At 71.6% G+C, this 11942-nt stretch carries 14 protein-coding genes; 5 read left to right on the forward strand and 9 right to left on the reverse strand.

Features of this window, described 5'->3' with window-relative positions; translation table 11 throughout:
- Positions 1-85: 85 nt before the first annotated feature.
- The 4 genes from ACZ4WH_RS15075 to ACZ4WH_RS15090 form a co-directional block, all read right to left on the reverse strand.
- A complete protein-coding gene (locus tag ACZ4WH_RS15075) occupies positions 86-490 on the reverse strand; it encodes a PPOX class F420-dependent oxidoreductase (protein WP_468180366.1) in 405 nt (134 codons plus the stop codon).
- A 57-nt stretch (positions 491-547) separates the two neighbouring features.
- Positions 548-1045, reverse strand: a complete 498-nt coding sequence (gene ispF / locus ACZ4WH_RS15080; protein WP_468180368.1) for a 2-C-methyl-D-erythritol 2,4-cyclodiphosphate synthase — start codon at positions 1043-1045, stop codon at positions 548-550.
- Complete coding sequence (gene ispD, locus ACZ4WH_RS15085) at positions 1035-1787, reverse strand: 2-C-methyl-D-erythritol 4-phosphate cytidylyltransferase (RefSeq protein WP_468180370.1); 753 nt, start codon at positions 1785-1787, stop codon at positions 1035-1037. The genes ispF and ispD overlap by 11 nt, the downstream gene beginning before the upstream one ends.
- Before the next feature lie 340 nt (positions 1788-2127).
- Positions 2128-2610 carry a CarD family transcriptional regulator gene (locus tag ACZ4WH_RS15090; RefSeq protein ID WP_003953493.1) on the reverse strand — a complete coding sequence of 161 codons (483 nt, stop codon included), beginning with the start codon at positions 2608-2610 and terminating at the stop codon, positions 2128-2130.
- Positions 2611-3236: 626 nt separating this feature from the next.
- Between ACZ4WH_RS15090 and ACZ4WH_RS15095 the strand changes: the two genes are divergently transcribed.
- Positions 3237-3938, forward strand: coding sequence for a copper chaperone PCu(A)C domain-containing protein (locus ACZ4WH_RS15095; protein WP_468180372.1), 702 nt, complete (start codon positions 3237-3239; stop codon positions 3936-3938).
- Between the two features lie 71 nt (positions 3939-4009).
- On the opposite strand, the gene phoP is transcribed toward ACZ4WH_RS15095, so the two are convergent.
- Together phoP and phoR are read right to left on the reverse strand one after the other, a co-directional pair.
- On the reverse strand, positions 4010-4690 hold the full coding sequence (gene phoP / locus ACZ4WH_RS15100; protein ID WP_014673455.1) for a two-component system response regulator PhoP: 681 nt from the start codon (positions 4688-4690) through the stop codon (positions 4010-4012).
- The gene (gene phoR, locus ACZ4WH_RS15105) at positions 4687-5937 is read right to left on the reverse strand and encodes a two-component system sensor histidine kinase PhoR (RefSeq protein ID WP_468180374.1); all 1251 of its coding nucleotides are present in this window, start codon (positions 5935-5937) and stop codon (positions 4687-4689) included. The genes phoP and phoR overlap by 4 nt, the downstream gene beginning before the upstream one ends.
- A gap of 180 nt (positions 5938-6117) precedes the next feature.
- On the opposite strand from phoR, the gene phoU reads away from it, so the two are divergent.
- From phoU to ACZ4WH_RS15120, 3 genes are all read left to right on the forward strand, one after another.
- On the forward strand, positions 6118-6807 hold the full coding sequence (gene phoU, locus ACZ4WH_RS15110) for a phosphate signaling complex protein PhoU (protein ID WP_468180376.1): 690 nt from the start codon (positions 6118-6120) through the stop codon (positions 6805-6807).
- Between the two features lie 172 nt (positions 6808-6979).
- Positions 6980-7135 carry a hypothetical protein gene (locus ACZ4WH_RS15115; protein WP_208032937.1) on the forward strand — a complete coding sequence of 52 codons (156 nt, stop codon included), beginning with the start codon at positions 6980-6982 and terminating at the stop codon, positions 7133-7135.
- 133 nt (positions 7136-7268) lie between these two features.
- Positions 7269-7517 (forward strand): SCO4226 family nickel-binding protein, encoded by a 249-nt coding sequence (locus ACZ4WH_RS15120; RefSeq protein WP_468180482.1) that lies wholly within the window; start codon positions 7269-7271, stop codon positions 7515-7517.
- 38 nt (positions 7518-7555) lie between these two features.
- Here the strand turns inward: ACZ4WH_RS15120 and ACZ4WH_RS15125 are convergent, their stop codons facing one another.
- Positions 7556-8365, reverse strand: a complete 810-nt coding sequence (locus tag ACZ4WH_RS15125; RefSeq protein WP_468180379.1) for a GAF and ANTAR domain-containing protein — start codon at positions 8363-8365, stop codon at positions 7556-7558.
- A gap of 166 nt (positions 8366-8531) precedes the next feature.
- Here ACZ4WH_RS15125 and ACZ4WH_RS15130 point away from each other — a divergent pair, with 166 nt between their 5' ends.
- Entirely contained in the window at positions 8532-8912 is a 381-nt protein-coding gene (locus ACZ4WH_RS15130; protein ID WP_468180381.1) for a hypothetical protein, read from the forward strand.
- A gap of 99 nt (positions 8913-9011) precedes the next feature.
- Here ACZ4WH_RS15130 and ACZ4WH_RS15135 read toward each other — a convergent pair whose 3' ends face one another.
- Both ACZ4WH_RS15135 and ACZ4WH_RS15140 read right to left on the reverse strand, forming a co-directional pair.
- The gene (locus tag ACZ4WH_RS15135; protein WP_468180383.1) at positions 9012-10265 is read right to left on the reverse strand and encodes an MDR family MFS transporter; all 1254 of its coding nucleotides are present in this window, start codon (positions 10263-10265) and stop codon (positions 9012-9014) included.
- 73 nt (positions 10266-10338) lie between these two features.
- A partial coding sequence (locus tag ACZ4WH_RS15140) for a stealth family protein (protein ID WP_468180385.1) occupies positions 10339-11942 on the reverse strand: 1604 nt, incomplete at its 5' end.

An 11942-nucleotide genomic window follows, 5' to 3' on the forward strand; every position in this document is an offset into this window, starting at 1 on the left:
GACAGCGGGCTCCGCCCACGGGCCGCGCAGTCCTCACCGGACAGCCTCGAACGCCGTCACAAGCGCCCGGCACCCCCGAACGCCGTCACAAGCGCCCGACCACCTTCCGCGGCCGGATCCGGACGACCACCCGTTCCGCGTCCTGCGCCGACGCCGGGTTGAAGTCCGCGTAGTCCTTGCCGGTGTACTTGCGGCTGAGATCGTTGATGAGTTCCTGGCCGCCGTCCGTCGTGGTCGCGGCGGTGCCGCGGATCTCGGCGTACTCGTATGGCTCATCGGGGTTCACCACGACGACCGTCACCCGGGGCTCGCGCTCCAGGTTGCGGTACTTGCGGCGGTCGACGGTCGTGGAGAACAGGAGGTCCTCGCCGTCGCGCTTCACCCAGACCGGGGACATCTGCGGGCTGCCATCGGGCTGGACGGTGCCGACGACGACGAACACCTTGCCGTCAAGCACGGACTTCAGGCGGTCGGACAGTACGGCGGACATGGGCACCCTCCGGAGTCCAGGGATCACTGGTGGTCGTGTGGGTACCCTGCCACGCCGTCAGCTCACGCGCACCACGAGTGCCGTGGCCACCGCCATCAGCCCTTCCTCCCGGCCCGGGAAGCCGAGCCCGTCGGTCGTGGCGCCGGAGACCGACACCGGCGCGCCGGCCGCCTCGGAGAGGATCTTCTGGGCCTCGTCGCGCCGCTTGCCGATCTTCGGGTGGGGGCCGATCACCTGGACGGCGATGTTGCCGACGGTGAAGCCCGCCGCGCGCACGATCCGGGCGGCCTCGGTGAGCAGGGTGACCCCGGACGCGCCGGACCACTCGGGGCGGCCGGTGCCGAAGTGCTGGCCCAGGTCACCGAGCCCGGCGGCCGAGAAGAGGGCGTTGCAGGCGGCATGGGCGACGACGTCGGCGTCGGAGTGGCCGGCCAGACCGGGCCCCTCGCCCTCCCACTTCAGGCCCGCGCACCACAGCTCGCGGCCCTCCTCGAAGGCGTGGATGTCCGTGCCGACGCCGACCCGGGGAAGCGCGAAGCCGGCCTCAGAAGCCATCGTTCAGCCTCCTGCGGGCCAGGACCGCCTCGGCGAGGACGAGGTCGAGGGGGCGGGTGACCTTGAAGGCCTCCTCGTGGCCGGGGACGACCACGACCGGCAGCCCCAGCTGTTCCACCATGCTCGCGTCGTCGGTGACGTTCTCGGTGATGCTCTCGTGCGCGCGGACCAGGGTCGCCCGGTCGAAACCCTGCGGGGTCTGGACGGCGCGCAGCCGGGCCCGCTCTGGGGTGGCGACGACCGGCTCCGGGTCACCGGCCACGGCCGCCGGCGCGACCTCCTTGACCGTGTCGGCCAGCGGCAGCGCGGGCACCACGGCGGGGGCGCCGTCGCGTACGGCCTCTACGACCGCGTCGACCGTGTCGACCGGGACGAGCGGACGGGCCGCGTCATGGACGAGGACGATCCCGTAGTGCGGCGGCAGGGCGTCCAGGCCGATCCGGACCGACTCCTGCCGGGACCGGCCGCCGGGAACGACCAGGAAGTCCGTCCTCTCCGGCAGGGCGTGCGCGTCGAGCAGGGACTTGACCTCGGCGGCGCCGTCCGGCGGGGCCACGACGACCACCAGGGAGACATGGCGGGACGCGGCGAGGGCGCGGACCGCGTGGATGAGCATGGGCGTGCCGCTCAGCGCGCGGAGCGCCTTGGGGGCGCCCGGACCGAGCCGCACGCCCCGGCCGGCGGCGGGAATCACGGCGGCGACGGGGGCCTGCGCGGGCGTGGGGCGCGATTCGTCAGACATCGGTTCCTGTCAGGTTTGTGTGCTCGACCTAGGTGGGTATGGCCTGGAGGAGTGCCGGGCGCGACGCCTTGACCGGACCCTTTCCGTGACCCTGGTCGAGCATCCGCCCGGGCCGGCACCTCGAGTACCGGCACATCGCGTACCGGGGGATCGCGGATCGACCGGGGATCGATTATCGGGGGATCGCGTGTCGGGGGGTTGATCCGCAGGCTTCCCGAGGAATACCCGCTGCGGGGACGCAACATGCCGCAGCGCCCGGCGACAGGGTCAGTGTCATCGGGCACCGCGGCATTTCAGTGTGCTGAGCGTGCCGGAAGCGAGGGTTCGCTGCCGTCGCGCGTCAGGAGGCGAGCACCTCGTCGAGCAGGGCCTCGGCCTTGTCCTCGTTCGTGTTCTCCGCGAGAGCCAGCTCGCTCACCAGGATCTGGCGGGCCTTGGCGAGCATGCGCTTCTCACCGGCGGACAGTCCGCGCTCGCGCTCGCGACGCCACAGGTCACGCACGACTTCCGCGACCTTGATGACATCGCCGGAGGCGAGCTTCTCCAGGTTTGCCTTGTAGCGACGGGACCAGTTCGTGGGCTCCTCGGCGTACGGCGCGCGCAGCACCTCGAAGACCCGGTCCAGCCCGTCCTGACCGACCACATCACGCACGCCGACGAACTCCGCATTGTCCGCTGGCACACGTACCGTCAGGTCACCCTGGGCGACCTTCAGCACCAAGTAGGTCTTGTCCACGCCTTTGATCTGGCGAGTTTCGATGGCCTCGATCAGCGCGGCCCCGTGATGGGGATAGACCACGGTGTCGCCAACCTTGAACGTCATGTGACAGGTACCCCTTCCGTGGCTATCCAGGGTAACACGGATACGGCGTCTTCTGAATGGCGTTTTCGCAGGTCAGGGCATATCTCAGGGCTTGACAACAGCAACCGGAACGTGCTGCGGGCACTCCTCGGAAGCGGGTATTCGCAGGTCGGAGGGGCTCTCCGGGCGGCGTGAAACACGTACGTCACACGCTCCGGGAGGCCGCCCCAAGTGGAGGAACATCCCGATTTGTCCGGTCTCAAGCGTGCGACTTCCGCTACTCCGTTCGGTGGCCATGGCCGGATGTGAGACGAATCCGGAATTGATCAACGGCTGCCGGAGGGGTCCTCCGTGATCAATATCGGGGGCGGTCGCGCATTCCTTCACGGAAATTTTGCGAGTGCCGTTGTGAGGGGCCGAGAGGGGGGCGCCGTCGCGTTATGTGAATGACAGACCGGCGGCGCCGCAATGTGAGCGTGGAGTCACTTGTGCCCCGCGAGGTACCCCCAGCCGGAGGGAAGCCCGGGGTCAGGGGGAGGGTCGGGTGCGATGGCGTGGGAACGGCTCGGTAACCTAAGGCCGCTGACAGACACTTAGGGTGGCTTTATAAGGGGAGCCGCCCGCGCGTTCAAGGAGTTGCCGCCGCCGTGAGCAGCAGCCTTCGACGCGGCGCCCTCGCCGCCTCCGCCATCGTTTTCTCGATCGCCTCGCTCGCCGCCTGCGGCGCCGGAAACAACGCCCAGACCCTGGAGATCAAGCCGGACAACGCGGCGACCAGCGTGGGCAACATCAAGATCCAGAACGCCCTGGTCATCACCCAGCCCGACCTCCGGGCGACGGGCCCCGCGGTGATCTCCGCGACCCTGTTCAACTCGGGCCGCACCGACCAGACCCTCCAGTCGGTCACCCTGGACGGCAGCGGCACGTCCGCCGAGCTGAAGCCCGCCAAGGGCCAGAGCCTGACCGTCCCGGCGGGCGGCTCACTGATCCTCGGCGGCAAGGACAACGCGTCCGCGACGCTGCCCAGCGGCCGTGAGGCCGTCCAGGACGGCAACGCCCAGAAGATCACCTTCACCTTCAGCAAGACCGGCAAGGTGAGCCTGCGCGCCTTCGTCGTCCCGGCCACCAGCTACTTCGACAAGTGGGGCCCGAGCCAGATGCCGTCCGCCCCGGCCGCCGCCGGCGGTGCCCCGGCCGGCCCGTCCGGCAGCGTCACCCCGTCCGGCGGCGCCACCGCTTCCGGCAGCGGCAAGCCGGAGGGCGGCCACAAGACGAACCCGTCGGCCACCGCGTCCGGTGCGGCCGCCACCCCGCACGACTCGGCGTCGGCGTCGGCCGCCGGCCACTGACCGGCCGTATGCCGAAGGGCGGCACCCCGTGCGGGGTGCCGCCCTTCGGCATACGTACAGGCGTTTACGGCTTACGGCTCGAACTTGTAGCCCAGGCCCCGCACCGTCACGAGGTACCGCGGCGCGCCCGGGTCCGGTTCGATCTTGGCGCGCAGGCGCTTGACGTGGACGTCGAGGGTCTTGGTGTCGCCCACGTAGTCGGCGCCCCAGACGCGGTCGATGAGCTGCATGCGGGTGAGCACGCGGCCCGCGTTGCGCAGCAGCATCTCCAGGAGGTCGAACTCCTTCAGCGGGAGGTCGACCTTGGAGCCGCCGACGGTGACCACGTGCCGGTCGACGTCCATGCGGACCGGGCCCGCCTCCAGCGCGGCCGGGGTGACCTCCTCCGGCTCGCCGCGCCGGCGCAGCACCGCGCGGATGCGGGCGACCAGCTCGCGGGAGGAGAACGGCTTGGTGACGTAGTCGTCGGCTCCTATTTCGAGGCCGACCACCTTGTCGATCTCGCTGTCCTTCGCGGTCACCATGATCACGGGGACGTTGGAACGGCCGCGCAGCTGGCGGCAGACCTCGGTGCCGGGCAGGCCCGGCAGCATCAGGTCGAGGAGGACCAGGTCGGCGCCGTTGCGCTCGAACTCGTCCAGGCCGTCGGGGCCGGTCGCCGCGACGGCGACCTCGAAGCCCTCCTTGCGGAGCATGTACGACAGGGCGTCGGAGAAGGACTCCTCGTCCTCGACGACGAGCACACGGGTCACGGAAGGACCTCCGGAGCGGGAAGCGATTCGTACGGGGATGAGTCGGTGGGGCCGGCCTCGTCGTCGAGGTCGGGGTGCTGCTGTGCGCGGTCGCGGGCCGTGCCCGCCTCCGGCAGCCTGAGAGTGAAGGTGGAGCCCTGGCCTTCGGCGCTCCAGACCGTGACCTCCCCGCCGTGCGAGGCGGCCACGTGCTTGACGATGGCGAGCCCGAGGCCGGTCCCGCCGGTCTGCCGGGAACGGGCCGGGTCGACGCGGTAGAAGCGCTCGAAGATGCGCTCCTTGTCCTTGTCCGAGATCCCGATGCCCTGGTCGGTCACGGCCAGCTCGATCATGTCGCCACCGGGCGCGTTGACCCGGCGGGCGGCTATGCCGACGCGGGTGCGGGCCGGGGAGTAGTTGACCGCGTTCTCGACCAGGTTGCCGAGGGCGGCGGCCAGCTGCCCCCGGTTGCCCCAGACGTGCAGGTCAGCGGTGCCTCCGGCGGCCATCGTGATCTGCTTCGTGCCCGCCTGGTGGCGGCAGCGGTCGATGGCCTCGGCGACGAGTTCTTCCACCCGGACGGGCTCGGCGTCCTCCAGCGGGTCGTCGTTCTGCACCCGGGAGAGGTCGATCAGCTCCTGCACCAGGTTGGTCAGGCGGGTCGCCTCGATCTGCATCCGGCCGGCGAAGCGCTGCACGGCCTCGGGGTCGTCGGAGGCGTCCATCACGGCCTCGGAGAGCAGGGAGAGCGCGCCGACGGGCGTCTTCAGCTCATGGCTGACGTTCGCCACGAAGTCGCGGCGCACCGCCTCGATCCGGCGGGCCTCCGTCAGGTCCTCGACCAGCAGCAGGACCAGGCGGGAGCCGAGCGGGGCCACGCGCGCGGAGACGGCGAGGGCCTCGCCGCGTCCGGTGCCGCGCCGGGGCAGGTCCAGCTCGACCTGCCGTATCTCCCCGTCCCGTCTGGTGTCCCGGGCCATCTGGAGCATGGGCTCGACGGCGAGCTTGCCGCCGCGCACCAGCCCGAGGGCGTAGGCGGCGGAGCTGGCCTTGACGACGGCGTCCGCCTCGTCGAGGACGACGGCCGAGGAGCGGAGCACGGACAGTACGGTGTCCACGCCGGGCGGGAGTACGGGATCAGTGTGCAAGGAAGTCCTGGTCGGTCGCTTCTGGTCGCGTTCGCTCCAGCGGAACGCCAGCATGGCGATGACACCGGTGAGCACCCCGGCGATCGCTGCCGCTGCGGCGACCGCCGCGTTCACGTCCATGCCTCCAGGTTAGGCATGGGGTACGACATGACCACAGCCGTCGCGGTGCGACCTCGAACACTCGTCGCCCAGAGTTCACCTTGCAGCCAGTATTGGTTCATTTGGGGTGGCGGAAACGGACGGGTGCGGGGCAGAACGTGGGAGCGTGGGGACCAAGCACACCGATGAGAGGGAACCCTGATGCGGGACGCGTACCACGAGGAACTTGACTCGATCGGCGACGGACTGGTGGAGATGGCCCGGCTGGTCGGATCGGCGATCGGGCGCGCCACGACCGCCATCCTCGACACCGACCTGAAGCTGGCCGAGAGCGTGATCGAGGCCGACAAGAAGGTCGACGAACTCCAGCACGACCTGGAGGCCCGGGCGATAGCCCTGCTGGCCCGGCAGCAGCCGGTGGCGACGGACCTGCGGATCGTCGTCACGTCGCTGCGCATGTCCGCCGACCTGGAGCGCTCCGGCGACCTCGCCCAGCACGTGGCGAAGCTCGCGCGGCTGCGCTTCCCGGAGCGGGCCGTCCCGTACGACCTGCACGCCACCGTCCTGGAGATGGGCCAGCTCGCGCAGCGCCTGATGGCCAAGGCGGCCGAAGTGCTCGTGACCAAGGACGTCGACCTCGCCCTCCAGCTGGAGCAGGACGACGACGAGATGGACCTGCTGCACCGCACGCTCTTCCAGCACCTGATCGACGAGCGCTGGAAGCACGGCATCGAGACGGCCGTGGACGTCACGCTGCTGGGCCGGTACTACGAGCGGTACGCCGACCACGCCGTGGCCGTCGCCAAGCGCGTGGTGTTCCTGGTCACCGGGGAGCACGCGGACGAGTTGCAGTCGGACATCCAGCCGGTGACGGGCACCGAGGGGGCTTGACCCCTCCGGGGCGAGCCGGGGTCGCCAGGGTCGCGCGGGCCGTCACGGGCCGGGTGGGACCGGCCGGGGTGGGGCGGCCGGGTCCGTGAACGCCTCCGTGCGCCGTTGATGCGCCCGGCGGAACGGGCATGAAATGGGCGAGGGCACCCTGCCCAAGGTCTAGGAGGGACCCATGGCCGAATCCCCCAGCACCACGCCCGACCCGACGCAGGAACGCGAGACCGAGCAGCCCGCCGAGATCAGGAGCCTTCCGCTGTTCGGCGCGTGCGGCTGCGGCTCCGGCTGCGGCTGCGGCTGCCAGTCGGGCAACCCCTGCCAGTGCGGCTGAACGGCATGTCCGGGCCGGTGTGAACGCGGTTCACACCGGCCCCCGCCGTACCGGATGCCCCTCGCTCCCCCCGGGCGCAGCATGGAAGGAGCGGGTGGGGAAGGCCAACCGGCGGGAAGAGGAGGTGTCGGGCATGGCGAAGTTCATGGACGTACATCACGGCATGAAGGGCATCACGGCCGACAAGCTGATGGAGGCGCACCGGGCCGACCTCGCCATCGAGGGGGACGAGTCGGTGCACTTCGAGCGCTCCTGGGCGGACCCGGAGTCCGGCATCGTCTACTGCCTCTCCGAGGCGCCCTCGGCGGAGGCGGTCCAGCGCATCCACGAGCGCGCCGGCCACCGGGCGGACGAGGTGCATCCGGTGCCGCTGGAGGTATGAGGGCGGCGCTCCTACCGCCTCAGCGGACGCCTACCGCCTCAGCGGACACCGTTCGCCTCCGGCCGGAAGGTCAGCCGGCGGGTGAGGACCTCCCGGGCCACCTGGCTGACCGTGCGGCCGTCGGCGTACGCGCGGGCCCGCAGCCGGTCCAGGGCCTGCTCGGGGTCCACGTCCAGCTGCACCATCACCATGCCGACCGCCTGGTGGACCTCGGTGTGGCCGGCCTCGGAGGCCGCCACCCAGGACGCCACCTCGCCCTCGGCGTCCTCGTCGGTGTCCCCAGCGGCGCCGCCATGGCGGCCCGCCCGGAGGTTCATCAGCGCCAGGGTGACCGCGTCCCGCACCCACAGCGCGACCCGCAGATCGGGCTCCGCGAGCCCGCCCGCCTGTTCGCTGTACAGATCGAGGGTGCCGATGGCGGCGCCGCTGACGCCGAGCGGCAGTGAGAACACCGCGCGGACGCCGAGCCCCACCGCCTCGTGCGCGAAGATCGGCCAGCGGCGGACGTCGGGGCCCCGGGTGAGGTCGGCGGCGAGGACGGGGGCGCCCTGGTCGAGGGCGGTCTGGCAGGGCCCCTCGCCCACCGTGTACTGCAACTCCGCCAGCCGGGCGGCGACCCGGTCGCTGGCGCACCAGGTCACGCGGACGCCCTTGCCCCCGGAGATCGACACCGAGGAACCGGTGACCGGCAGCAGCCGTACGCACGCCGCGCACAGCGCGCCGGGCACCGCATGCGGCTCGTCGGCACCCCGCGCGGCGGCGGCCAGCGTCTCGCTGACCCGCAGCCGCACCTCGGCGTCGGGCGGCCCGGCGCCACCCGTGGACGACCCGGACTTCTCGGGCGGCATGTTCATCACCCCCGCCACGGCAGTCTGGCACCGGCATGATCCACCGGCATCCGCTTGCCGAGTTCCCAGGAAGGGCCAAGTAACTGCGCGTTTCTGCCGCCGTACCACGTGCCCCGAGGCCGCCCCCGTCCCAGGCCCGCGTACCGGTCCTGCGAGAGTGGGTCCCGTGCTGCTGAATCCTGAGAAGACCCTGTTCGTCCGCGGGGCCACGCCCGTGCTGTTGCTGGCCGGGGCGCCGGTGCATGACGCGCTGCCGGTGCTGGCCGCGCCCGACGGGGCGGTGCCGGTGTGCGAGGGGTGGAGCATCGCGCCCCGGCTCACCCTGTGTGTCGTGGACGGACCCGGTGATCACGGCCTCGTCGTCCCCGTCCTCGCCGCCCCGGTGGTCACCGAGAGCGGGCCCGGCGACATGGCCGACTGGTGCGCGGACGCCGAGCGGGCGGGCGGAGCGGTCGTCATGTCCCTGGACCGGCTGCCCGAGACCCTCGACTGGCCCGCCCTGCTCTCCTCGGGTGCGGCCCACGGCGGCTTCCTTCCGGCCCTGTGAGGGCTGTACGAGCAACGGCCGGCTAGGGTCTTTCGTTTGGATCAGGCCGGATCAGGGAGCGGGGTCTGGCGCCGTGCATCGCAAGGCGGAGGAGAGGCCCTAGGCCGTACGGACCTCGGTCCCGGCGTCCGCCCGCGCCCTGGCCGGGGCCGGCTGTTCCGGGGGCAGGCGGCGCATCAGGACGGCGTAGCCGAGGCCGGCCGCCGTACCCACCACCGCGCACGTCCCCCACAGCCACCCCGCCCCGAGGTGGTCGATGACCATGCCCGACATCAGGGGCGCGATCAGGGCGGCGGCGGACCAGGAGAGGGTGTACATGCCCTGGTAGCGCCCGCGGCCGTGGACCGGGGAGAGGCTGACGACGAGGCCGGTCTGGGTCGGGGCGTTGACGATCTCGGCCAGGGTCCACACGCACACGGTGACCATGAAGACGCCGACCGAGCCGGCGAACGCGGTGAGCCCGAAGCCGTATCCGGCGAGGAGCGAGGAGACGACCAGGAGGGTGCGCGGGTCGCGGTGCTCGATGAACCGGGTGACGGGGATCTGGAGGGCGACGATCAGGATGCCGTTGACGGCGATGGCGAGGCCGTAGTCGGCCGGGGAGAACCCGGCCCGCCCCATGGCCACCGGCAGTCCGACCGAGCCCTGCTGGAAGACCAGCGCGACGAGGAAGGACAGCCCTACGACGGCCATGTACCGCCCGTCCCGCAGCACCGTGCCCAGGCTGACGCTGTCCTGCGCCTGCTTGGCCGTGGTCTTCGGCCGTGACTCCGGCACCCTGGCGAAGACGACGACCGCGCAGGCCAGGGTCATCCCGGCCTCGATCAGGAACCCGGCGAGATAGCTGAACTCGGCGATGAACCCGGCGGCCATGGAGGAGACGGCGAAGCCCAGGTTGATCGCCCAGTAGTTGAGGGAGAAGGCCCGCACCCGGTCCTCGGGGCGGACGATGTCGGCCATCATCGCCTGCACGGCCGGCCGTGAGGCGTTGGAGGCCATGCCGACGAGGAAGGCGACGGCGGCGATGGCGACCGGGTCGGTCATGAAGCCGAGCAGCGCGACGGAGGCGGCGGTGGCGGTCTGCGCGATGAGCAGCGTGGGCCGCCGGCCGAGCCGGTCGGCCATCACCCCGCCGCCCAGCGAGGAGACGACCCCGCCGAGCCCGTGCAGGGAGGCGACGAGACCGGCGTACGAGGCGGAGTAGCCGCGGTCGAGCGTGAGGTACAGGGCCATGAACGTGGCCACGAAGGCGCCCAGCCGGTTGACGAGGGTGCTCGTCCACAGCCACCAGAACTCCCGGGGGAGCCCGGAGACGGATTCGTGGACGGCACGTCTCACACGGGCTGGTGGCATCGAGAATCCCCCGGGTCTGTAAGCGGCTCAAGCGGTGAGCACAACTTACGAGTGGGGGGCTCGGACACGCCACTCAATTAGCGGGGCGCGTCAATCGAGCCGCGACCGGACGCCGCCGGCGCGCTCCGCGCGGTGCGGCCGGAGGGGTGGCCGGTGGCGCGGAGGGGGCGGAGGGATACGACGCGGCCCGTGCCGTCCGCTCGAAGCGGCTCGGGAACGGATACTTCCGCTCCAGGAAGGCACGGATGGCCGTCTGCGCCGCCGCGCGGTCCGCCGGGTCGGTGTCCACGTCGTTCAGGCAGAAGAAGTCCACGTCCTCGCCGGCCGCGAGCCGCGCCAGCCGCCGCCGCATGTCCGGCGTGCCCAACTGGACGTACCGGAAGCTGTAGTCGGCCGGTATCCCCCGGCCCGTCGCGATGGCCCAGTGGTGGTGAAGCGTGGACGCCGGCGCGACGTCGGTGGTGGACCGGAAGCGCGAGTACGACGTCCGCTCCAGCTCCTCGATGCCGAGGCTCTCCATCTCCCGCATGACCGACATCAGTTGAGGGTGCGGGGTGTGCAGCGACTTGTGCGTGACGTATCTGCCGTGGAAGCGCCGGATCACCTCGCGGGCGTTCTTCCCGGCGGAGTTCGGCGCCGGCTCCAGCGGGTGCGGGGCGCCGACCCCGAGCTTCAGCGGGGACAGCGGGATGCGGGCGATGCCGTTGCCGTGGAAGAAGTTCTCGGCGCGCACCGGGCGGTTGATGAAGACGTCGTCGTTGAAGTAGAGGTAGTGCTCCGACAGGCCGGGTATGTGGTGCAGCCGGCTCTCGATCGCGTGCGAGTTGAAGACGGGCAGCGCGTCGGCCGGGAGGATGTCCCGGTGGTCGACCACGGTCAGGCCCGCCGCGTCCGGGTTCAGCCAGGCCGGTGTCTGCGAGTCGGTCACGAGGTAGACGTTCCGGATGAAACCGGCGTACATCTCCAGCGACCGCAGCGCGTACTTCAGCTCGTCATGGCTGGTGTAGCGGGAGGCGCCCGTCTCGCGCGGGGCGATGACGTTGTCGGACAGCGCCTGATGGGCCCGGCGCTTCACGGCCATCGCCGGGTCGTCCCCGTCCACCCACGTGTACACGGCGTCGACGGGGAAGCACACCTGATCGATACCGGGCTCGGCGAACGCCGCGAAGGTCGGCAGGGGGCGCCGGGAACCGGCAACCATGCCCGCCCGGGACCCGGCGACCATGGCCGACCGCATCCCGTCGACAACGGCGGAATGCGGGGTCGCCGACGCGGGCGGTTGCTGCTCGGGAGGGGTGAGCGGTTGCTGTGCGGCAGGGGTGAGCGGTTGCTGCCCCGGCATCGCGGCGAGGGGCTGCTGGCCCGCCGACGTAAGCGGCTGCTGGCCCGCAGGGGTGAGCGGCTGCTGTGCTGCTGACGCGGGCGGCTGCTGTACGGCCGACACGAACGGCTGCTGTGTTGCTGACGCGGGCGGCTGCAGCCCCGGCATCGCGGCAAGGGGCTGCTGGCCCGCCGACGTGAACGGCTCCCGGCCCGCAGGGGTGAGCGGCTGCTGTGCTGCTGACGCGGGCGGCTGCTCTGCGGCCGACACGAACGGCTGCTGTGTTGCTGACGCGGGCGGCTGCAGCCCCGGCATCGCGGCAAGGGGCTGCTGGCCCGCCGACGTGAACGGCTCCC

It is taken from the genome of Streptomyces sp. NPDC029138 (genome assembly GCF_055564375.1).

Excerpts from the sequence above, each read along its gene's own strand:
- ispF (WP_468180368.1), bottom strand. The coding sequence starts at position 1,045 with ATGGCTTCTGAGGCCGGCTTCGCGCTTCCCCGGGTCGGCGTCGGCACG.
- ACZ4WH_RS15135 (WP_468180383.1), bottom strand. The coding sequence starts at position 10,265 with ATGCCACCAGCCCGTGTGAGACGTGCCGTCCACGAATCCGTCTCCGGG.
- ACZ4WH_RS15090 (WP_003953493.1), bottom strand. The coding sequence starts at position 2,610 with ATGACGTTCAAGGTTGGCGACACCGTGGTCTATCCCCATCACGGGGCC.
- ACZ4WH_RS15120 (WP_468180482.1), top strand. The coding sequence starts at position 7,269 with ATGGCGAAGTTCATGGACGTACATCACGGCATGAAGGGCATCACGGCC.
- ACZ4WH_RS15115 (WP_208032937.1), top strand. The coding sequence starts at position 6,980 with ATGGCCGAATCCCCCAGCACCACGCCCGACCCGACGCAGGAACGCGAG.
- phoU (WP_468180376.1), top strand. The coding sequence starts at position 6,118 with ATGCGGGACGCGTACCACGAGGAACTTGACTCGATCGGCGACGGACTG.
- ACZ4WH_RS15075 (WP_468180366.1), bottom strand. The coding sequence starts at position 490 with ATGTCCGCCGTACTGTCCGACCGCCTGAAGTCCGTGCTTGACGGCAAG.
- ACZ4WH_RS15125 (WP_468180379.1), bottom strand. The coding sequence starts at position 8,365 with ATGCCGCCCGAGAAGTCCGGGTCGTCCACGGGTGGCGCCGGGCCGCCC.
- ispD (WP_468180370.1), bottom strand. The coding sequence starts at position 1,787 with ATGTCTGACGAATCGCGCCCCACGCCCGCGCAGGCCCCCGTCGCCGCC.
- phoR (WP_468180374.1), bottom strand. The coding sequence starts at position 5,937 with ATGGACGTGAACGCGGCGGTCGCCGCAGCGGCAGCGATCGCCGGGGTG.